Source organism: Streptomyces sp. LBL, from assembly GCF_029893585.1.
GTDB lineage: Bacteria > Actinomycetota > Actinomycetes > Streptomycetales > Streptomycetaceae > Streptomyces.
Window position 1 is genome coordinate 74,572 of record NZ_JARXYX010000038.1, and the last position, 19,735, is coordinate 94,306.

Genomic DNA, 19,735 nt, shown 5'->3' on the forward strand with positions numbered 1-19,735 from the left:
CCAGGGTGTATGGGGGTTGTACGGATGGGGAGACTGTCACGTCGGGCGTTCACGCTGGCCGCGCTGTCGACGCTCACGTCGGCATCGGGGGCGACGGCCGCGCCGCAGCGGCGGGTGACCACCGAGATGCGGGGGGTCTGGCTGGCGACGGTGAGCAACCGCGACTGGCCCTCACGGCCGGGGCTGTCGGCGGACCGGCAGCGCGCCGAGCTCCTCGCACATCTGGACACGGCCGCCCGGGCCCGCCTCAACAGCGTGGTGTTCCAGGTGCGTCCGACGGCCGACGCGCTGTGGCCCTCGCCCCACGAACCCTGGTCGCAGTACCTCACCGGAACCCAGGGCCAGAATCCCGGCTGGGACCCGCTCGGCACGGCGGTCGAGGAGGCGCACGCGCGGGGCCTGGAACTCCACGCCTGGTTCAACCCGTACCGCGTCGCCAACCACACGGACGTCACCAGGCTGATCGCCTCCCATCCCGCCCGCAAGCACCCGGAGTGGGTGGTGCCGTACGGCGGGAAGCTCTACTACAACCCGGGGTTGCCCGAGGTCCGCGCCTTCGTGCAGGACGCGATGCTGGACGCGGTGAAGAGGTACCCGGTGGACGCGGTGCACTTTGACGACTACTTCTACCCGTACCCGGTGGCGGGCCAGACCTTCGACGACGACGCGGCCTACGACCGTCACGGCGGCGCTTTCCCCCACCGGGCCGCGTGGCGGCGCGACAACATCGACAAGCTGGTACGGGAGACGGCGGCCCGCATCAAGCGGATCCGCCCCGCCACCCGCTTCGGCATCAGCCCCTTCGGGGTATGGCGCAACGCCGCCACCGACCCGCTCGGCTCTCAGACGCAAGCGGGTGTGCAGACGTACGACGATCTGCACGCGGACACCCGCAGGTGGGTCCGTGAGGGCTGGATCGACTACATCGTCCCGCAGCTGTACTGGAACATCGGCTTCGCCGCCGCCGACTATGCCGAACTGCTGCGCTGGTGGGCCGATGTCGCGAAGGGCAGCAGGACGAAGCTGTACCTGGGGGAGGCGCTCTACAAGGCCGGCGATCCGGCGCAGCCCGCAGCCTGGCAGGACCCGGCCGAGCTGTCCCGCCATCTGACCCTCGCCCGGGATCACCCGCAGGCGCGCGGGCACGTCTTCTTCGCGGCCAAGGAGGTCGCGGCGGACCGGATCGGGGCGATGGCGCGGGTGGTCGCCGACCACTACACGAAGCCGGCGAAACCCCCGCGCTGAGTCACCGGCGGGTTTCCCGGTGCCGGATCTGGGTGTCGGGGCCGGGCGAGCACACGCCCTCGTGCCCGTCCTCGAAGCGGACGCGGTACGGGGGGTTGCCCTTTTGGCCCATCACTTCGACGATCTCGCCGATCTTGTCCTGCTGTCCGACCACTCTGCCATGCTGGACAAGCTGGTCGCCCACGGTTGCACGCATCTGTCGGGCCTCCTCACCAGGTACGGGAGCAGCGGTTCGTGGCCAGTTTACGGCGCCGGGGCCCGGTGGGAACCGCCGTGTGCACGCCGCTCAGCCTCGGGTCCGCTGGGTGACGGCGATGCACACCAGCACCGCCGCGGCCGTCAGGGGGGCGGCCACCGTCAGGTGCTCGCCGAGCAGCAGCACCGACCACACCAGTGTGAGCAGGGGTTGGGCCAACTGCAACTGGCTGGCCTTGGGGATGCCGATGGCCGCCATGCCCCGGTACCAGACGACCAGGCCGAGGAACTGCGAGCCCACCGCCACCCACAGCAGGCCGGCCACGCTGTGCGCGGTCAGGTGGACGGGCTCGTACGCCAGCGCCACCGCGGCGCCGGGCACGGCGAGCGGCAGACACAGCACCAGCGCCCAGCCGATGACCTGCCAGCCCGGCATGATCCGGGCCAGCCGGCCGCCTTCGGTGTAGCCGGCCGCGCACACCAGCAGCGCGCCGAACAGGTACAGGTCGGCGGTGCTGAGGGCGCCGCCGCTCTGCTGCACGGTGAAGGCGGCCACCGCGGCCGCGCCGGTCAGGGCCGCCGCCCAGAAGGCGCGGGAGGGGCGGGTGCCGACGCGCAGGGCGGACAGCAGCGCGGTGGTCAGCGGGAGCAGGCCGACCACGACGGCCGCGTGGGCGGTGGTCGAGGTCCGCAGGGCGAGGGTGGTCAGCAGCGGGAACCCGGCCACGACGCCGGCGGCGACGACCGCGAGACCCGGCCAGTGCCGTCGGTCGGGCGGCGGGACGCGCAGCGCCAGCAGGCAGCCGCCCGCGATCAGCGCGGCGAGCACGCAGCGTACGGCGACGAGGGACCAGGGCCCGAAGCCCTCCAGACCCCAGGCGGTGGCCGGGAAGGTGAGGGAGAAGGCGACGACGCCGAGGGCGGCCAGGAGCGTGCCGGAGGCCGTGGGCCTCGCGGCCGGGGTGGTGGTGACCGCTATCCGGGTCGGTCCGATAGCGCTACTCTGTGCTCTCATGCATGAGCGTAGCAGTGTGGGCGAACTGGCGGAACGGCTGCGAAGGGAGCTGGACCGCTACTCTCCAGGTGGAAAGCTCCCGTCGAGTCGCGCGCTCGTGGAACGGTTCCGGGTGAGCCCGGTGACCGTCTCGCGGGCCCTCGGGCAACTGGCCGCCGAGGGGCTGGTCGTGACGCGGCCCGGAGCCGGGGCCTTCCGGGCCCGGCCGCGTGCGTCGGCCGCACCGGCCGGGGACACGTCCTGGCAGGAGGTGGCCCTGAGCGCGGACGGCACCGCCGACCTCGTACCGCGCTCGGTGGACGCGTCCGGCGTCCTCGTCTCGCTGAGCGCGCCGTCGCCCGGCGTGATCGAGTTCAACGGCGGCTATCTCCATCCCTCGCTGCAACCGGAGCGGGCGATGTCGGCGGCCCTGGCCCGCGCGGGACGGCGGCCGGGCGCGTGGGGGAGACCACCCATGGAGGGGCTGCCCGAGCTGCGGGAGTGGTTCGCGCGGAGCATCGGCGGGCCCGGTGGGGGCGTCGGGGCCGCGGAGGTGCTGATCAGCTCGGGCGGCCAGTCCGCGCTGACCACCGCCCTGCGCGCCCTCGCGCCGCCGGGTGCGCCGGTGCTCGTCGAATCACCCACGTATCCGGGCATGCTGGCGATCGCCCGGGCGGCCGGTCTGCGGCCCGTTCCGGTGCCGGTGGACGCGGACGGCGTACGGCCGGCCCTGCTCGCGGACGCCTTCCGGGCCACCGCCGCCCGCGTCTTCGTCTGCCAGCCGTTGTTCCAGAACCCGACCGGCGCGGTGCTCGCGCCCGAGCGGCGTGGCGAGGTGCTGCGCATCGCGCGCGAGGCGGGCGCGTTCGTCGTCGAGGACGACTTCGTACGGCGGCTCGTGCACGAGGACGCGGGCGAGCTGCCGCGTCCGCTCGCCGCCGACGACCCCGACGGAGTCGTCGTCCACGTCTCCTCGCTGACCAAGGCGACCTCACCCAGCTTCCGGGTCAGTGCGCTCGCCGCGCGCGGTCCGGTGCTGGAGCGGCTGCGCGCCATCCAGGTCGTCGACAGCTTCTTCGTCCCCCGGCCGATGCAGGAGGCGGCGCTCGAACTGGTCGGCTCGCCTGCCTGGCCCCGCCATCTGCGCGCGATCTCGGCCGAGTTGAAGACCCGCCGCGACACCATGACGGCCGCGCTGCGACTCGAACTGCCCGAACTGGCCCTGCCCCATGTTCCGTCGGGCGGCTACCACCTGTGGCTCCGGCTGCCCGACGGCACGGGGGGCACCTCCCAGGCTTTCGGCTCCGGGCAGGAGCCGGCCCTCATGTCCGCCGCCCTCCGGGCGGGCGTCGCGATCACCCCCGGCCGCCCGTACTTCAGCGCCGAATCCTCCGCCGGCCACATCCGGCTGAGCTTCGCGGCGGTGGCGGGCGCGGGAGAGATCGTGGAGGGGGTACGACGTCTCCGTACCGCGTGCGACGAGGTGCTCTAGCCGCCGGAGACGGGCGTGCCTGACGTTGATTTCCGGCCACCGGCTCGGGGCAACTCTCAGGTAACACCTCTTGACCTGCGCACTTCGGCGCCGCACGATCGCCGCATGCCACTTCGGGTCACGTTCGTCGCCGCCGCACGCAGTTCCCCGCTGCTGGCGGAACGCTTCGAGGACGACCGTCCGCTGGACCAGGCCGGATGGGACGAGGTGCAGCGGGTCGCCCACGACCTGATCCCGCTCGCGGCGGCCGAACTGCGCTACTGCTCGCCGACCCCGCGCAGCCGCGTCACCGGGGAGGCCCTCGGCTATGCGCCGCTCGTGCAACTCGCCCTGAGGGACTGTGACATGGGGCGCTGGCGCCAACTGACGCTCGGCGAGGCGATGGCGCGTGAGCCGGCGGCCGTGGACGCCTGGCTCGCCGACCCGCGGGCCGTCCCGCACGGCGGTGAGTCGCTGGCGGCGTTCATCTCCCGGGTCGGCGACTGGCTCGACACCCGGCCCTTCGAGGACGGCGGCCGGATCGTCGCCGTGGCCGAGCCCTCAGTCATCCGCGCCGCCCTGGTCCACGTGCTCCGGGCGCCGCCCTCGACCTACTGGAACATCGACGTTCGGCCCCTGTCGACGACCGCCGTCACCGGCCGGGCCGGGCGCTGGAACCTCCGCTTCGACGGCGTGACCACTCAGTCCTCGCGGGCGTAGTCAGTGGTCAGCGCGAGATCCTTGGCGGGGCCGCGCACCCGCCACACCGTCCGCCAGTGGTCCGCGGACAGAACGGTGAACTCGCCGCGGTAGAGGTCGGCCGAGCAAGGATGGTCGGCGACGTGGTGCCCGGTGGTCAGGTCCAGGTCGTGGAAGGGACGGCCGTCGGCGAAGCGCACGTCCGCCCTGGCCGGTGAACTCCCGGACAGGAAGCACAGGGTGCGCTCGGCGGGACGTGGCACGCCCTGCCACACGAACGTTCCGGATTCCCGGTGCAGCAGTCCGCCACCGCCGTCCAGTGGGCCGAAACGGGTCGTCCCGGTGAACTCCCCTGCTCCGCCGCTCGCCAGATCCCGTGCCGACCGTTCGACTCGCCAGCTCCCGGCGAGATATCTCAGCACATCCGGCACTGGCCAGAACTCGCCCATCCCGCTCCACTCCCGTCCCATCCGTTGCCGCGTGCCCGGAGGCCATGCCCGATTCGGCGGCAGGTACAGCTTGGGGCCCGTCAGGCACAACCCGTCTGAACGGGCAGGAAGCACATCGTATGAGCTCCTTGAGCGTCGACGGCATCCGGATGAATCACCACGTGGCCGGGAGGGGTCCAGTGCTCGTCGCGCACCCCGGCGGCCCTGGCTTCGACTATGCCTGCCCTTGCTCTCCTGAACTGGAGAAGCACTTCAACCCGGCCGACCGGCGACGGCTGGATCGCCGGCATACGGCACGACTGCACGACCAGGTCATTCAGGATCACAGCTCCGCGACCACACAGGCCGGGATGGTCAGCATGGATTGCATAAACGTGCAATGAAACGTATAGTCATGCCATCTAGAAGGAGGATGACATGGCGGTACGCGCGGCGGTGGCCGGAGCGAGTGGATATGCGGGCGGGGAGCTCCTGCGGCTGCTCCTGACGCACCCCGAGGTCGAGATCGGCGCCCTGACCGGGAACTCCAACGCGGGTCAGAAACTCGGCGCGCTCCAGCCGCACCTGCTGCCGCTGGCCGACCGTGTCCTCCAGGAGACCACCGCCGAGGTCCTCGCCGGACACGACGTCGTCTTCCTCGCCCTTCCGCACGGGCAGTCCGCCGCCGTCGCCGAGCAGCTCGGCCCGGACGTGCTCGTCGTCGACATGGGCGCCGACTTCCGGCTTGAGAACGCGGCCGACTGGGAGAAGTTCTACGGCTCCCCGCACGCCGGCACCTGGCCGTACGGCCTCCCCGAGCTGCCGGGTGGCCGGGCCGCGCTGGAGGGGGCCAAGCGCATCGCGGTACCGGGTTGCTACCCCACCGCCGTCTCCCTGGCCCTGTTCCCGGCGTACGCCGCCGCACTCGCCGAGGCCGAGGCCGTGATCGTCGCCGCCTCCGGCACCTCCGGCGCGGGCAAGACGCCCAAGCCCGGCCTGCTGGGCAGCGAGGTCATGGGTTCCATGTCGCCGTACGGCGTCGGCGGCGTCCACCGGCACACGCCCGAGATGATCCAGAACCTCAGCGCGGCGGCGGGGGAGCGGGTCGTGGTCTCCTTCACGCCCACCCTCGCGCCGATGCCCCGCGGGATCCTCGCCACGTGCAGCGCCGCCGCCAAGGAGGGCGTCACGGCCGAGTCCGTCCGGGCCGCCTACGAGAAGGCATTCGCCGACGAGCCCTTCGTCCATCTGCTGCCGGAGGGCCAGTGGCCCGCCACGGCGTCCGTCTACGGTTCCAACGCCGTTCAGGTGCAGGTCGCGTACGACGAGGTCGCGGGACGCATCATCGCGATCAGCGCCATCGACAACCTGACCAAGGGCACCGCCGGCGGTGCCGTCCAGAGCATGAACATCGCCCTCGGGCTTCCCGAGGAGCTCGGTCTTTCCACGATCGGAGTCGCACCGTGAGCGTCACGGCAGCACAGGGATTCACGGCGGCCGGAATCGCCGCCGGAATCAAGGAGAACGGCAACCCGGACCTGGCCCTCGTGGTCAACACCGGGCCCCGCCGCGCCGCCGCGGGCGTCTTCACCTCCAACCGCGTCAAGGCCGCACCGGTGCTCTGGTCGGAGCAGGTCCTCAAGGGCGGCGAGCTGACCGCCGTCGTCCTCAACTCCGGGGGCGCCAACGCCTGTACGGGGCCCAAGGGTTTCCAGGACACGCATGCCACCGCCGAGAAGGTCGCGGACGTGCTCGGACTGGGGGCCGGCGAGGTCGCCGTCGCCTCCACCGGACTCATCGGTGTCCTGCTCCCGATGGACAAGCTGCTGCCGGGAGTCGAGCAGGCGGCAAAGGCCCTGAGTGAGCACGGCGGCGAGAAGGCCGCCATCGCCATCAAGACCACCGACACCGTCCACAAGACGTCCGTCGTGACCTGGGGGTCCCCCCGGACGGAGTCTGGGGGAGGCTGGACCGTCGGCGGCATGGCCAAGGGCGCGGGCATGCTCGCCCCGGGTCTCGCCACGATGCTGGTCGTCCTCACCACCGACGCGGACGTCGACAGCGGCGTACTGGACAAGGCCCTGCGCGCCGCCACGCGGACGACCTTCGACCGCGTCGACTCCGACGGCTGCATGTCCACCAACGACACCGTGCTGCTGCTAGCCTCCGGCGCCGCCGAAGTCACCCCGGAGTACGCCGAGTTCGCCGAGGCCGTACGGACCGTCTGCGACGACCTCGGACAGCAGCTGATCCGGGACGCGGAGGGCGCGAGCAAGGACATCAAGGTCGAGGTCCGCAACGCCGCGAGTGAGGACGACGCCGTCGAGGTGGGCCGCTCCATCGCCCGCAACAACCTCCTGAAGTGCGCGATCCACGGCGAGGACCCCAACTGGGGCCGTGTCCTGTCCGCGATCGGTACCACCAAGGCCGCCTTCGAGCCGGACCGGTTGAACGTCGCCATCAACGGCGTCTGGGTCTGCAAGAACGGCGGTGTCGGCGAGGACCGGGACAAGGTCGACATGCGCTACCGCGAGGTGCACATCGTCGCCGACCTCGCTGCCGGCTCCGAGACCGCCACCATCTGGACCAACGATCTCACCGCCGAATACGTCCACGAGAACAGCGCGTACTCGTCGTGAGCACTACGCGTAAGCACACCGCCCTGCCCAAGGCCCAGATCCTCATCGAGGCGCTGCCCTGGCTGGTGCGGCACAACGGCAAGACGGTGGTCATCAAGTTCGGCGGCAACGCCATGATCGACGAGGACCTGAAGTCCGCGTTCGCCCAGGACGTCGTGTTCCTGCACCACGCCGGCCTCAAGCCCGTCGTCGTGCACGGCGGCGGCCCGCAGATCAGCGCCGCCCTCGACAAGCACGGCATCGTCAGCGAGTTCAAGGCGGGCCTGCGGGTCACCACCGAGGACGCCATGGACGTCGTACGCATGGTGCTCGCCGGACAGGTGCAGCGCGAGCTGGTCGGACTGCTCAACCAACACGGCCCGCTGGCCGTGGGGTTGACGGGCGAGGACGCGCACACCATCACCGCGACCAAGCACCAGCCGGTGATCGACGGCGAGTCGGTCGACATCGGGCGGGTGGGTGAGATCACCGCGATCGACACGGGCGCGATCGAGGCACTGCTCGCCGACGGTCGTATCCCGGTCGTCTCGTCGATCGCCCGAAGCCAGGACGACGGTGACGGGGGGCGTGTCTACAACGTCAATGCCGACACGGCGGCCGCGGCGCTCGCTGCCGCACTGGGCGCCGAAACGCTCATGGTCCTCACGGACGTGGAGGGCCTCTACGAGGACTGGCCGAACAGCGACGAGGTGATCAGCCGTCTCACCGCTTCCCAACTGGAGGAGCTGCTGCCGGAGTTGAGCTCCGGCATGATGCCGAAGATGGAGGGCTGTCTGCACGCCGTACGCAACGGCGTCAACACCGCCCGCGTCATCGACGGCCGGGTCCAGCACTCGATCCTGCTGGAGATCTTCACGGACGAAGGAATCGGCACGATGGTCGTGCCCGACGAGCAAGAGGGGGAGTCATGAGCAACGAGGAACTGACCGCACGGTGGCAGGGCACGCTCATGAACAACTACGGCACCCCCCGGCTGCCCCTCGTGCGCGGCGAGGGCGCCAAGCTGTGGGACGCCGACGGCAAGCAGTACGTCGACTTCGTCGGCGGCATCGCGGTCAACGCGCTCGGCCACGCCCACCCGGCGATCGTCGAGGCGGTCAGCACGCAGATCGCCTCCCTCGGGCACGTCTCCAACCTCTTCATCGCCGAGCCGCCCGTCGCGCTCGCCGAACGGCTCATCCAGCGCTTCGGCCGCGACGGCAAGGTGTTCTTCTGCAACTCGGGCGCCGAGGCCAACGAGGGCGCGTTCAAGATCGGCCGGCTGACCGGGCGGACCCACATGGTGGCCACCGAGGGCGGCTTCCACGGCCGGACCATGGGTGCCCTCGCCCTCACCGGGCAGCCCGGCAAGCAGGAGCCCTTCCTGCCGCTGCCCGGCGACGTGACCCATGTGCCGTACGGCGACCCGCAGGCGCTGGCCGCCGCGGTCACCGAGGAGACCGCCCTTGTGATCATCGAGCCGATCCAGGGCGAGAACGGGGTCGTGGTGCCCCCGGTCGGCTACCTCAAGGCGGCCCGGGCGATCACAGCGGCGACCGGATCGCTGCTGGTGCTGGACGAGGTGCAGACCGGGATCGGACGGACCGGGCACTGGTTCGAGTACCAGGCCCACGAGGGTGTCCTGCCGGACGTCGTCACGCTGGCGAAGGGACTGGGCGGCGGACTGCCGCTCGGCGCGACCGTGGCCTTCGGACGCGCCGCCGAACTGCTCCAGCCGGGGCAGCACGGTACGACCTTCGGCGGCAACCCGATCGCCTGCGCGGCCGGACTCGCCGTACTCGACACCATCGCCGGCGACGGGCTGCTGGAGAACGTCAAGCGGCAGAGCGAGAAGCTGCGGGACGGAATCGAGGGCGCCGACGGCGGCTCTCGACATCCGTTGATCGCCCATGTCCGGGGTGCGGGCCTGCTGCTGGGTATCGTGCTCACCGAGTCGCTCGCGCCGACGGTGCAGCAGGCGGCTCAGGACGCCGGTTTCCTGGTGAACGCGCCCACCCCCGAGGTGGTACGGCTCATGCCGCCGCTGAATCTCGGCGACGCGGAAGTGAGCGCGTTTCTTCAGGCGCTGCCCGGCATCCTGGACGCGGCCAAGGGGGACGGATGATCCGGAGAATGAGACGACGATGAGCCAGGCGCAGGATCACGAGCAGACCGCCGGGCCTGCCCTTCCGCAGACCCGCACCGCCCGGCACCGCCGGATCGTGGACATCCTCAACCGGCAACCGGTGCGTTCGCAGAGCCAGTTGGCGAAGTTGCTGGCCGATGACGGGCTGAGCGTCACACAGGCGACGCTCTCCCGGGATCTGGACGAGCTGAACGCGGTGAAGATCCGTAACACCGACGGCGACCTGATCTACGCGGTGCCGAGCGAGGGGGGATTCCGTACCCCCCGGGTGCCGCTGGGAGGGTCGGCGAAGGAGGAGCGGATGCGGCGGCTGTCGGCGGAGCTGTTGATCTCCGCGGAGGCTTCGGCGAACCTGGTGGTTCTTCGTACCCCGCCGGGCGCGGCCCAGTTCCTCGCCTCGGCCATCGATCAGGCGGAGCTGCACGACATCCTGGGGACCATCGCCGGTGACGACACGTTGTTGTTGATCAGCCGGGATCCGGTGGGGGGACAGGCATTGGCGGATCACCTGCTGAGGTCGGCCCAGAACGGCAACTGAGCTTGTTGTTCAACCTCGCCGGGTCACCTGACCCGGCGAGGTTGAACAACAAGCTGAGGGGGCGGGGCCCGTCGCGGGCCGCCGGCTGCGGGGCTTCTGTGGCCGGGCGCGCTCACGCGGGGGAGCCGCACATCGCGTGGCCGGTCGCGCTCACGCTGCGGAGGCGCACATCGACACAGCCCCGCGCCCTGGGGGAGACGCACTCACCCCAGTCGAGCTGCCAGGCCTTTAGTGCACCGCACCTCGTCGCCCGCCGTGATCAGCAACGCCTCCACGTCGGGCAGGCTCTCCAGCCAGCCCAGCGCCTCCCGGGAACCCCTCGCGAAGGCCGCCGTCGCCCAGCAGTCCGCCCAGGTCAGTTGGGGGGCGACCACGGTCACCGCGACGAGGTCGGTCACCGCGGAGCGGCCGGTGCGGGGGTCGACTATGTGGGCGCCGCGTTCCGCGGTGCCGGACGTGGCGACCGCCAGCTCCAAGGCCCCCGCGGCCGAGATGACCGCTGCCAGACCGCCCGGGCGGAGCGGGTCCGAGACGCCGACCCGCCAGGGGCGCTCGGGGCCGGGCACGCCCAACATCTGGACGTCTCCGCCGCCGTTGACGCTCACTCCGGTCGCGCCGGACTCGGCCATCCGGCGGGCCGCGCGTTCCGCGGCCCAGCCCTTGACGATGCCGGTGGGGTCGAGGCGGCCCTCGTAGCGCATGCTGAACCAGCCGTCGCTCGTCCGTTCCGCCTCGGCGCCCAGGGCGAGCACCTCGGCGACCAGCGGATCGCACTCCTCGACGGTGAGGTCGCCCCGGGCCAGGCGGGAGACCTGGCTGTCGTCGCGGTAGGTCGTGAACACCTCGTTGACCCGGTGCAGCCCGTCGACCGCCTCCCGCAAGGCCGCCCGGACGGCCTCGGGATCCCCGCCGCGGACGTCAAAGGAGAAGACCGTCCCCATGACCTCCTCCACATGACGTACCGCGGCGGGAGCTTGTGCCGGTTCGGCCACCGTGTCACCCACCGGCCTGGTCCAGCGCCGACTGCAGGGACTGCTTGTACCCGGCGCTGGTGTACGTGGCCCCGGAGACCGAGTCGATGTCCGAGCTGCCCGCCGCCACGGCTTCCTGGTTGAGCCTGGGCACGGAGAGGGCGGTCTTCTGGTCGCTGGTGCCGCCCTTGGGAGCCTGGACCGCCTCCGCCTTGGTGATCTTGCCGCCCGCGACCGTGATACGGACCTGGACCGGGCCGTACTGGGTCTGGGCGACGGCACCGGTCACGGTCTTGGCGGCCTGAGCGCTGCCCGCGTCCTGGTTCTGGGAGGAACCCTGGTCCTGGGAGGAACCCTGGGAGGACGCCGCCTTCGCCTTGTCCAGCGCCGACTGCAGGGACTGCTTGTAGCCGTTGCTGGTGTACGTGGCCCCCGACACCGCGTCGATCTCCGCGTTCTGCGCGGCGACCGCTTCCTGGTTGAGCTTGGGCACGGAGAGGGCGGTCTTCTGGTCGCTGGTGCCGCCCTTGGGAGCCTGGACCGCCTCCGCCTTGGTGATCTTGCCGCCCGCGACGGTCAGCCGGACCTGCACGGCGCCGTACTGGGTCTGGGCCGCGTCTCCGGTGACCGTGCCGGTCCCGGCGGCCTGGGCACCGCCCTGGGCCGACTCCTGCGCCAGCGGTGGCTGGGGCGCTGCGCCGCCGGCCGCCGCGGAGGCCGGGTCGGACGACGGTTTCAGTGACAGCAGCAGCACGACGCCGGACACGGTGGCGGCGGTCGCGAGCACGACGCGTCGTACGGGGTGACTCTTCCTCATCGCTTCAACAGCTCCTGAATCCCGTCGCTCACATCTCGAACGACTCGTGATGGATACGGCGGGCGGGCACACCCGCGCCGCGCAGTGCTTCGTACACGGACTGCGCGAAGCCGGTCGGCCCGCACATGAAGACGTCGTGCTTTTCGATGTCCGGCAACTTCTGCCGCAGCCGGTCCGCCGAGATGTCGGGGCGCTCCCCGTCCGGGCTGTTGACCGCGTACATCAGCCGGGCCCCGCGCTCGTCGGCGATCGTGGCCAACTCGTCCCACAGGGCCAGGTCCTGGGTGCTGTTGGCCCGGTAGAGGAGGGTGATGTCACCGGCCGCGCCGGGCAGCGTCTCGAACAGCGCCCGCATCGGGGTGATGCCGACGCCGCCCGCGACGAGCAGCACCTTGCCGCGGCTGCGGCGGGACGCGGTCAGCGCGCCGTACGGTCCCTCGGCCCACACCTTGGTGCCGGGCCTCAGCTCGCGCAGCCGTTCGCTGTGGTCGCCGATCGCCTTCACCGTGATCCGCAGCATGCCGGGGCGCGGGGCCGCCGACAGTGAGTACGGGTGCGAGCTGAACCGCATGCCCGGCGCCAGGAACCGCCAGCGGAAGAACTGGCCGGCCTCAGCGCCCATCCGGTGCAGCTTCCGCCCGCCGATCAGCACCGACACGATGCCGGGGGTCTCCTCGATGACCGCCTCGACGCGCATCCGGTGGCGCAGGTTCAGCCGGATCGGAGTGAGGATCCGGTACCAGACCACCAGGGCCGTCACCGAGCCGTACAGCCCGTACCAGACGGTCTTCGCGACGGGCTCGACCGCGAAGTCGTTGCCGGTGGTCAGCTGGTGCCAGAACGTCAGGAACACCGCCGCGTACGTCAGCAGGTGCACGTGGTACCAGGTGTCGTACGGGATCAGGCGGCGGACCGGGCCGATCGAGATCAGCCCGATGAAGAACAGCACGCCGACACCGATGGCGGCCTTGCCCATGTCGGGCAGTTGGTTGATGGAGTCGATGGTCTGCTGGACGATGTCGCCGAGGCCCTTGCCGGCCTGGAGGGCATAGCCCCACATGATCAGGAAGACGTGGGCGAGGGTCAGGCAGAGCGTGTAGCGACCGCTCATCGCGTGCCAGCGTGCCACCCGGTCGGAACCCACCCGGCGCTCCAGCGCGGGCACCCGGGCCATCTGCAGCACGACGAGCGCCATCAGATAGCCGGCGAGCAGACCTGTGATCCGGCCCGCGTTGAGGATCTTGCCGTTGTTGTCGCTGATCGACGGGGTGTTGGACCACCACAGCCACAGCACGCCCGCCGCGCCGGCCCAGACGATGATCAGCAGGAGGGTCGCCGGTGAGCGGCGCGGGCGGATGCGGCGCATCGTCTGGCGGCGGGCGGCGCGGCCGCCTGCGAGCGTCGTGGTCACGGTTCCTCCGGGGACGGGGCAAGGGGGTGGCGAGGTGGTCCCTTGGCCCACAGGTACGTGCCCCGACGCCGGTGTGTTCAGCCGCGTGCCGAGTCCAGTGCGGACTGGAGTGACTGGCGGTAACCGTCACTCGTGTACGTGGCCCCCGAGACGGCGTCGATGTGCGCGCTCTGGGCTTCGAGGGCCTCACCGCGCAGCCTGGGAAGGGCGTAGCTGTTGATCTCCTGGTCCCGGGGGTTGTCCGTGGGGTAGGAGACCGCCGTCACCTGGGTGAGTCTGCCGTTCTTGAGGGTGATGCGGACCTGGACGGGGCCCCAGCGGGTCTGGATCGTGTCGCCGGTGACGGTCTTCGTGCCGGTGGCGGAGCCACTCGTCCCGTTCGATCCGGCGGACCCGTTCGATCCGCCGGAACTGCTCGAACTGCTCGACGGCGCGGGTACGGCCAGGGCCGCCGTCGGCGTCGAGTGCGGCTTCAGCGACAGCAGCATCACCATCCCGGAGACGGTGGCGGCGCTCGCCAGCACGATCCGGCGCAGCGGGCGGTTCTTCTTCAACGCGTGCACTCCGGGACCTCACAGATCGAACGACTCGTGGTGGATACGACGGTCCGGCACACCGGCCGCGCGCAGCGCCTCGTACAGCTCGCGGGCGAAGCCGTCCGGCCCGCAGACATAGACGTCGTGCCCGGCGAGGTCGGGGACGGTCGCACGCAGGGACTGGGCCGTGAGGCTCGGGCGCCGCCCGTCCGGCCCGTTGAGCGCGTACAGCAGCTGTGCGCCGCGCCACCGTGCGATGTCCTCCAGCTCGCCGCCGAGGGCGAGGTCTTCGGCCGTACGCGCCCGGTAGAGGAGGGTGACGTGGCCGGGCAGCGTCTCGAAAAGGGCCCGCAGCGGGGTGATGCCGACGCCGCCCGCGATCAGCAGGGACTTCCGGGCGGTCTGCCGGTCCGCGGTCAGGGACCCGTACGGGCCCTCCGCCCACACCCGCGTGCCGGGCCGCAGCCGGGAGACGGCCGCGCTGTGGTCGCCGAGGGCCTTGACGGTGATCCGCATCAGGTCCTGGCGGGGCGGTGCCGACAGCGAGTACGGCGTCGATGTCCAGCCCATGCCCCCGCCGAGGAACCGCCAGCGGAAGAACTGCCCCGCCCGCGCACCCAGCTCGTCCAGCCGCTGTCCCCGTACGACGACGGAGTACACGCCCGGCGCCTCCCGGTGCACGGACTCCACCCGCAGCCGGTGGCGCACGTTCAGCCGCACAGGCACGAGGCACCGGAACCAGACCACCAGGGCCGCGACACCCAGGTACAGCGCGTACCAGGCGGCTGTGGCCAGGGCGTTGCCGCTGAGGTCGTTGCCCAGCGTCAGCTGGTGGAAGAAGGCGAGGAAGACGGCGACGTACGTGAGCAGGTGGACGTAGTACCAGAACTCGTGGCTGAGCCGTCGCCGTGCGGCGCGCGCCGAGGTGATACCCACCGCGAACAGGATGACCGTGCCGAAGGACGCCTTCAGCATGTCCGGGTAGTCGAGGACCACCGTGACCGTCTCGTGCCACAGCGAGGCGCGGTCCTGGGCCGCGTATCCGAGGAGGATCAGCGTGATGTGCGCGACCAGCAGACAGACGGTGTACCGGCCGGCCATGGCGTGCCAGCGGGCCACCCGGTCGGAGCCGATCCGTCGCTCCAACAGCGGAACGCGCGCCATCAGAGCGACGAGCACTGCACAGGCGTACCCGCACAGCAGCCCGGCGATCCGCCCGGCCCCGGTCAGCCACCCCGCCGCGCCCACCACCGAACCGGTGTCCGCCCACCACAGGGCCACGACGGCCGCCGCACCCGCCCACAGCAGGGCGAGCACCGGGCCCGCGGGGGAGCGGCGTGCGGTCGGCGTCACGGCCGGTGCCGTCCGCCGTTCGTACGCGGTGGTCATTAGGTACGTCCTTTCGCCTGTCCTGGACGCAACTCTGCGGCCCGAACCTCTCAGCACCCTCTGAACGGGCACCCTCCGACCTCACTCACAGGAAACTCAGAGGCCGGCCCGCCGCCCGCCGCCCGCGCGAGGGGTGATCCTGGAAGGGCCATGCACACCATTCCTTCCGGCCGCCCCGCGCTCACCCGCCCCGACGGCACCCCGCTGCGCGTCCTCGTCGTCGACGACGACCCCGACCTCGCCGAGGTGCTCTCCGGCGCCCTGCGCTACGAGGGCTGGCAGGTCCGCTCGGCCGGCGACGGCGCCTCGGCGCTGACGGAGGCCAGGGAGCTGATGCCCGACGCCGTCGTCCTCGACGTGATGCTCCCCGACACCGACGGCTTCGCCGTGCTGCGCTCGCTGCACACCGTCAAGCCGGACGTCTGCGTGCTGTTCCTCACCGCGCGGGACGCGGTGGAGGACCGCATCGCGGGCATCACGGCGGGCGGCGACGACTACGTCACCAAGCCCTTCAGCCTGGAGGAGGTCGTGGCCAGGCTGCGCGGACTGCTGCGCCGCGCCGGCATGGCCCGACAGCTGGACGAGGGGCCGCGGCTGACCGTCGGTGACCTGGTCATGGACGAGGAGGCCCGCGAGGTGACCCGATCGGGGGAGCTGATCGAGCTGTCCCCGACCGAGTTCGAGCTCCTTCGCTTCCTCATGCGCAATCCGCGGCGGGTGCTCAGCAAGACGCAGATCCTCGACCGGGTCTGGTCGTACGACTTCGGCGGCCGTGCCCACGTCGTCGAGCTGTACATCTCGTACCTGCGCAAGAAGGTGGACGCCGGCCGGGAGCCCATGATCCACACGGTCCGCGGGGCCGGGTACGTGCTCAAGCCGGTGACCGCATGAGGTTCCTGCGGGGCCTGCCACGTCCCACCCTGCGGCGCCCCACGCTCAGGCGCCCCACCCTGCGGCGCCTGCCGCGACCACGCACCCTGCGGGCCCGTCTCACCTTCGGTCTGGTGGTGCTGCTGGCGGTCAGCTGCGCCGCCGTCGGCGTGGCCGCCGTCGTCGAGCTGAACGGATTCCTCACCAGTCGTCTCGACGAGCAGCTCGACCAGGCCGGGAACCAGTTCCCGGAGAGCCTGGAACACGGCGGGAGGCTGCCCGACGATCACGACGGTGACGAGCACGGCGACACCCGCAGGCAGACGACGGGGACGTTCGGCGCCCGCCTGGTCGGCGACGCGGTCACCAACGCGGCAGTCGTCCGGCCGGGAACCGTCACCGACGTCCCCCTGACACCACGGGACACGCGTCAACTGAGCGCGGTCCCGCGCGACGGCCGGGGCCACAGCGTCCACCTGTCCGCACTCGACGCCTACCGGGTCAGGGCGTCCCAGGGCGTCGACGGTGACGTCCTGATCACCGGCCTGCCCCTGGAGCCGGTGAAGGCCACCGTCCACCGCCTGGAACTGGTCGCCGCGATCGTCTTCGGCGCGGCCCTCACCGCCACCGGCGTCGCGGGCGCCCTCTGGGTGCGCTGGTCGCTCAGGCCGCTGAGCCGGGTCGCCGCCACCGCCACCCGGGTCAGTGAACTCCCGCTGGCCAGCGGCGAGGTGACCCTCCCGCCCCGGGTCCCCGAGTCGGACCCGCGCAGCGAGGTGGGCCGGGTCGCCGGGGCTTTCAACCGGATGCTCGGCCATGTCGAGGACGCGCTCACGAAACGCCATGCCAGCGAGGAACGGCTGCGCAGCTTCGCCGCCGACGCCAGCCACGAGTTGCGCACCCCGGTCGCGTCGGTACGCGGTCACGCCGAGCTGGCGCTGCTGCACCCGGGCCCGGTGCCGCCGGAGGTCACCCGGGCCCTGGACCGCATCGCCGCCGAGTCGTCCCGGATGGGCGAAATGGTCGACGATCTGCTGCTGCTGGCCCGCCTGGACGCGGGCCGTCCGCTGGAACGCGCCCCCGTCGACCTCACCCGCCTGATCCTCGACGCGGTCACCGACGCCCGGGCGGCGAGCCCCGGCCACCAGTGGGAGCTGGACCTTCCGGAGGACCCGGTGACCGTGCCGGGCGACGCACACCGCCTGCAACAGGTGTTGGCCAACCTGTTGGCCAACGCCCGTTTGCACACACCCGTGGGCACGAAGGTGACGGTGATCCTGGACATCACCCCGGGCGCCGAGGGCCCCTCAGCCGTTCTGAAGGTTCACGACAACGGCCCCGGGGTCCCCGAAGACCTCCGCCCCGGCGTCTTCGAACGCTTCACCAGAGCCGACCGCCGCAAGTCCGGGTCCCCGGGCGGCGGTGCGGGCCTGGGCCTGTCGATCGTGGCGGCGGTGGTGGAGGCGCACGGCGGGCGCGTGAGCCTGGAGAGCCGTCCCGGCGCGACGACGTTCACGGTCACGCTCAGTACCGCGTGATCGCGGTACCGCCTCCCGCCGTCCCCACCGCGATGTGCGGCTTCTTGGACGGCTCGGCCCACCGCAGCATCCGCCGCATCGCCGCCGCGGACACCGACACACAGCCGGCCGTGGCCCCACGCCCGTTGACATGCAGAAAGATCCCGGCCCCCCGCCCCCGCACCGGCTTCTCGTAGTTGAACCCGATGACGAACGCGTACGCGTACTGCTGCTCGTACGAGATCAACCGCTCCGACTCACCCGCACGGCAGTCCGCGGGTCTCGGCTCCACCCACCGGTTGTAGAACCGCGAGTCATTGTCCTGACACCACCAGGAATTCTTCCGAACCGCCCGGTACCCGTACGTCGTCCCTCCCGGCGCCTCCTTGATCCCGAAGGCGTACGGCAGGCCGTACAGCCCGGTGGGCGTCGTGTTCGTCCCCTGCCGGCGCGCGGCCCCCTCGACGAGCCCCTTCGCCCCGAACCGGGCGGCCGCCGAACCGGCCTTCGCCCACCGCCCGTTGTGCCGTTCCCACCACGTCAGCGTCCCCGACGTGGAGCCGGTCTTCGCGGCCACCGCGGTGATCAGTTGGCTGCCGCCCCCGGTGTCGGCCATCCGCGCGGGCAGGGGCAGGGGCAGGGGAGAGGGCAGGGGCGGCGGCGAACCGCCCGGTGCGGCACCGAGGCCGAGCAGGGACGCGGACACCAGAGCGGCGACGACGACGGAGCGCATGGCCCCGAACCTACGGTGCGACAACGGCGACGGCACCGGGGCTGACCCGTTCGGGGCTGGGCCGTCCGGGGCTGAGCCTTTCGGCTGACCCGTTCGGGCTCGCCCGCAGGTGTCGTCGCCGCTGACCGGACCGTCCGCGCTCAGTCACCCAGCGGGTTCAGCAGATCCGTCCGCCCCTGGAAGGCGTACAGCATCAGGTCGGTCATCTCGAACACGTGCTGGGCGTCGCGGTCCGCGACCGGGCTGAGGAAAGGCCGCCAGAACGGGTCGCGCACGAGGGAGTACCGGCTGCCTGGATGACATAAGAGCTACCGGGATTCATTCGCAGTGCATCGGCCTTCAGGCCGGTGGTGAGGCGAATCTGGTGGTGGCGACGCGGAGCGTCGCGGATTCAAGTCCGGCGGAGCCGGGCGGCGCTCACACCGGCCGGTTCTGCTGTTCGATGTACTGCTTGACCACGGAGAGCGGGGCGCCACCGACGGTTCCGGCGAAGTAGGACCCGGACCAGAGCTTGTTGGCCCGCCAGTAGTGCCGTTCCAGGTCGGGGAACTCTCCCCCAGCCTTCGGCCGGGCGGTACCCCCAGGCGCAGGCGGCGGGAGGAGACACCCTTGAGGGAGTTGACCAGTTTGGTCACGGCGATCTTGGGCGGGAAGTTCGCCAGCAGGTGGACGTGGTTGTTCTCGCCGTTGAACTCCACCAGTTCGCACTCGAAGTCCGCACACACCGAGCGCATGATCTCCTCCATACGCGTCAGATGATCATCCGTGAACACTTTATGCCGGAACTTGGTCACGAAGACCAAGTGGACGTGCATCACGAAAGTACAGTGCCTACCAGTTCTGATCTTCTGCATCTCAGCCATAACCCAAGTATGTATCGTGATCGTCATGCAGCTCAGGTACGCCTTCAGGTTGTACCCGGACACCGGCCAGCAGAGGGCGTTGGCGAAGGCGTTCGGATGCGCCCGTGTCGTGTTCAACGACGCGGTCCGCGCCCGTGAAGACGCCCGCAAGGCCGAGCAGCCGTTCCCCAAGGCCGCAGAGCTGTCGAAGAGGCTGATTACCGAGGCCAAGCGGACAGCGGAACGGTCCTGGCTGGGCGAGGTCTCCGCGGTCGTCCTCCAGCAGTCCCTGCGCGACGCCGAGACCGCTTACCG

Annotated in this window: 22 protein-coding genes and 1 pseudogene; 12 read left to right on the top strand and 11 right to left on the bottom strand. The window is 71.2% G+C overall.

Annotated elements, in window-relative coordinates; all coding sequences use genetic code 11:
• The first annotated feature begins 24 nt into the window (after positions 1–24).
• Positions 25–1,245 carry a family 10 glycosylhydrolase gene (locus M2271_RS35490; RefSeq protein WP_280891555.1) on the top strand — a complete coding sequence of 407 codons (1,221 nt, stop codon included), beginning with the start codon at positions 25–27 and terminating at the stop codon, positions 1,243–1,245.
• Position 1,246: 1 nt separating this feature from the next.
• Here M2271_RS35490 and M2271_RS35495 read toward each other — a convergent pair whose 3' ends face one another.
• Positions 1,247–1,441: a DUF1918 domain-containing protein gene (locus M2271_RS35495; protein ID WP_280891556.1), complete on the bottom strand. Its 195-nt coding sequence runs from the start codon at positions 1,439–1,441 to the stop codon at positions 1,247–1,249.
• Positions 1,442–1,531: 90 nt separating this feature from the next.
• On the bottom strand, positions 1,532–2,455 hold the full coding sequence (locus tag M2271_RS35500; protein WP_280891557.1) for a DMT family transporter: 924 nt from the start codon (positions 2,453–2,455) through the stop codon (positions 1,532–1,534).
• On the opposite strand from M2271_RS35500, the gene M2271_RS35505 reads away from it, so the two are divergent.
• The gene (locus M2271_RS35505) at positions 2,454–3,926 is read left to right on the top strand and encodes a PLP-dependent aminotransferase family protein (protein ID WP_280891558.1); all 1,473 of its coding nucleotides are present in this window, start codon (positions 2,454–2,456) and stop codon (positions 3,924–3,926) included. The two genes, M2271_RS35500 and M2271_RS35505, sit on opposite strands and share 2 nt — an antisense overlap.
• Positions 3,927–4,031: 105 nt before the next feature.
• Positions 4,032–4,625, top strand: a complete 594-nt coding sequence (locus M2271_RS35510; protein ID WP_280891559.1) for a histidine phosphatase family protein — start codon at positions 4,032–4,034, stop codon at positions 4,623–4,625.
• Here M2271_RS35510 and M2271_RS35515 read toward each other — a convergent pair.
• Positions 4,607–5,053, bottom strand: coding sequence for a DUF6314 family protein (locus M2271_RS35515; protein WP_280891561.1), 447 nt, complete (start codon positions 5,051–5,053; stop codon positions 4,607–4,609). The two genes, M2271_RS35510 and M2271_RS35515, sit on opposite strands and share 19 nt — an antisense overlap.
• A gap of 119 nt (positions 5,054–5,172) precedes the next feature.
• Here M2271_RS35515 and M2271_RS35520 point away from each other — a divergent pair, with 119 nt between their 5' ends.
• The 6 genes from M2271_RS35520 to M2271_RS35545 are packed head-to-tail and all read left to right on the top strand — an operon-like array spanning position 5,173 to position 10,334.
• Positions 5,173–5,436 (top strand): hypothetical protein, encoded by a 264-nt coding sequence (locus M2271_RS35520; protein WP_280891563.1) that lies wholly within the window; start codon positions 5,173–5,175, stop codon positions 5,434–5,436.
• 34 nt (positions 5,437–5,470) lie between these two features.
• Entirely contained in the window at positions 5,471–6,499 is a 1,029-nt protein-coding gene (gene argC, locus M2271_RS35525; protein WP_280891564.1) for an N-acetyl-gamma-glutamyl-phosphate reductase, read from the top strand.
• On the top strand, positions 6,496–7,671 hold the full coding sequence (argJ, locus tag M2271_RS35530) for a bifunctional glutamate N-acetyltransferase/amino-acid acetyltransferase ArgJ (RefSeq protein WP_280891565.1): 1,176 nt from the start codon (positions 6,496–6,498) through the stop codon (positions 7,669–7,671). Before argC ends, argJ begins: the two co-directional genes overlap by 4 nt.
• The gene (gene argB / locus M2271_RS35535; RefSeq protein ID WP_280891566.1) at positions 7,668–8,582 is read left to right on the top strand and encodes an acetylglutamate kinase; all 915 of its coding nucleotides are present in this window, start codon (positions 7,668–7,670) and stop codon (positions 8,580–8,582) included. Before argJ ends, argB begins: the two co-directional genes overlap by 4 nt.
• Positions 8,579–9,775: an acetylornithine transaminase gene (locus tag M2271_RS35540; RefSeq protein WP_280891567.1), complete on the top strand. Its 1,197-nt coding sequence runs from the start codon at positions 8,579–8,581 to the stop codon at positions 9,773–9,775. Before argB ends, M2271_RS35540 begins: the two co-directional genes overlap by 4 nt.
• Positions 9,776–9,794: 19 nt before the next feature.
• Positions 9,795–10,334 carry an arginine repressor gene (locus M2271_RS35545; RefSeq protein ID WP_280891568.1) on the top strand — a complete coding sequence of 180 codons (540 nt, stop codon included), beginning with the start codon at positions 9,795–9,797 and terminating at the stop codon, positions 10,332–10,334.
• Positions 10,335–10,537: 203 nt separating this feature from the next.
• On the opposite strand, the gene M2271_RS35550 is transcribed toward M2271_RS35545, so the two are convergent.
• From M2271_RS35550 to M2271_RS35570, 5 genes are all read right to left on the bottom strand, one after another.
• Positions 10,538–11,326, bottom strand: a complete 789-nt coding sequence (locus M2271_RS35550) for an FAD:protein FMN transferase (protein WP_280891584.1) — start codon at positions 11,324–11,326, stop codon at positions 10,538–10,540.
• A gap of 4 nt (positions 11,327–11,330) precedes the next feature.
• Entirely contained in the window at positions 11,331–12,122 is a 792-nt protein-coding gene (locus M2271_RS35555) for an FMN-binding protein (protein WP_280891569.1), read from the bottom strand.
• 28 nt (positions 12,123–12,150) lie between these two features.
• Entirely contained in the window at positions 12,151–13,533 is a 1,383-nt protein-coding gene (locus tag M2271_RS35560) for a ferredoxin reductase family protein (protein ID WP_280891570.1), read from the bottom strand.
• A 77-nt stretch (positions 13,534–13,610) separates the two neighbouring features.
• Positions 13,611–14,096 carry an FMN-binding protein gene (locus M2271_RS35565; protein ID WP_280891571.1) on the bottom strand — a complete coding sequence of 162 codons (486 nt, stop codon included), beginning with the start codon at positions 14,094–14,096 and terminating at the stop codon, positions 13,611–13,613.
• Between the two features lie 9 nt (positions 14,097–14,105).
• On the bottom strand, positions 14,106–15,458 hold the full coding sequence (locus M2271_RS35570) for a ferredoxin reductase family protein (protein WP_280891572.1): 1,353 nt from the start codon (positions 15,456–15,458) through the stop codon (positions 14,106–14,108).
• A 150-nt stretch (positions 15,459–15,608) separates the two neighbouring features.
• Between M2271_RS35570 and M2271_RS35575 the strand changes: the two genes are divergently transcribed.
• Together M2271_RS35575 and M2271_RS35580 are read left to right on the top strand one after the other, a co-directional pair.
• The gene (locus tag M2271_RS35575; RefSeq protein ID WP_280891573.1) at positions 15,609–16,349 is read left to right on the top strand and encodes a response regulator transcription factor; all 741 of its coding nucleotides are present in this window, start codon (positions 15,609–15,611) and stop codon (positions 16,347–16,349) included.
• Positions 16,346–17,866: a HAMP domain-containing sensor histidine kinase gene (locus tag M2271_RS35580; RefSeq protein ID WP_280891574.1), complete on the top strand. Its 1,521-nt coding sequence runs from the start codon at positions 16,346–16,348 to the stop codon at positions 17,864–17,866. The genes M2271_RS35575 and M2271_RS35580 overlap by 4 nt, the downstream gene beginning before the upstream one ends.
• Here M2271_RS35580 and M2271_RS35585 read toward each other — a convergent pair.
• From M2271_RS35585 to tnpA, 3 genes and pseudogenes are all read right to left on the bottom strand, one after another.
• The gene (locus tag M2271_RS35585; protein WP_280891575.1) at positions 17,853–18,578 is read right to left on the bottom strand and encodes a L,D-transpeptidase family protein; all 726 of its coding nucleotides are present in this window, start codon (positions 18,576–18,578) and stop codon (positions 17,853–17,855) included. The genes M2271_RS35580 and M2271_RS35585 overlap by 14 nt on opposite strands.
• Positions 18,579–18,718: 140 nt before the next feature.
• A complete protein-coding gene (locus tag M2271_RS35590; RefSeq protein ID WP_280891576.1) occupies positions 18,719–18,853 on the bottom strand; it encodes a hypothetical protein in 135 nt (44 codons plus the stop codon).
• 142 nt (positions 18,854–18,995) lie between these two features.
• Positions 18,996–19,441 (bottom strand): annotated as a pseudogene (tnpA, locus tag M2271_RS35595) (IS200/IS605 family transposase).
• A 25-nt stretch (positions 19,442–19,466) separates the two neighbouring features.
• Between tnpA and M2271_RS35600 the strand changes: the two are divergent.
• Positions 19,467–19,735: transposase (locus M2271_RS35600; protein WP_280891577.1), on the top strand; the 269-nt coding region annotated here is incomplete at its 3' end.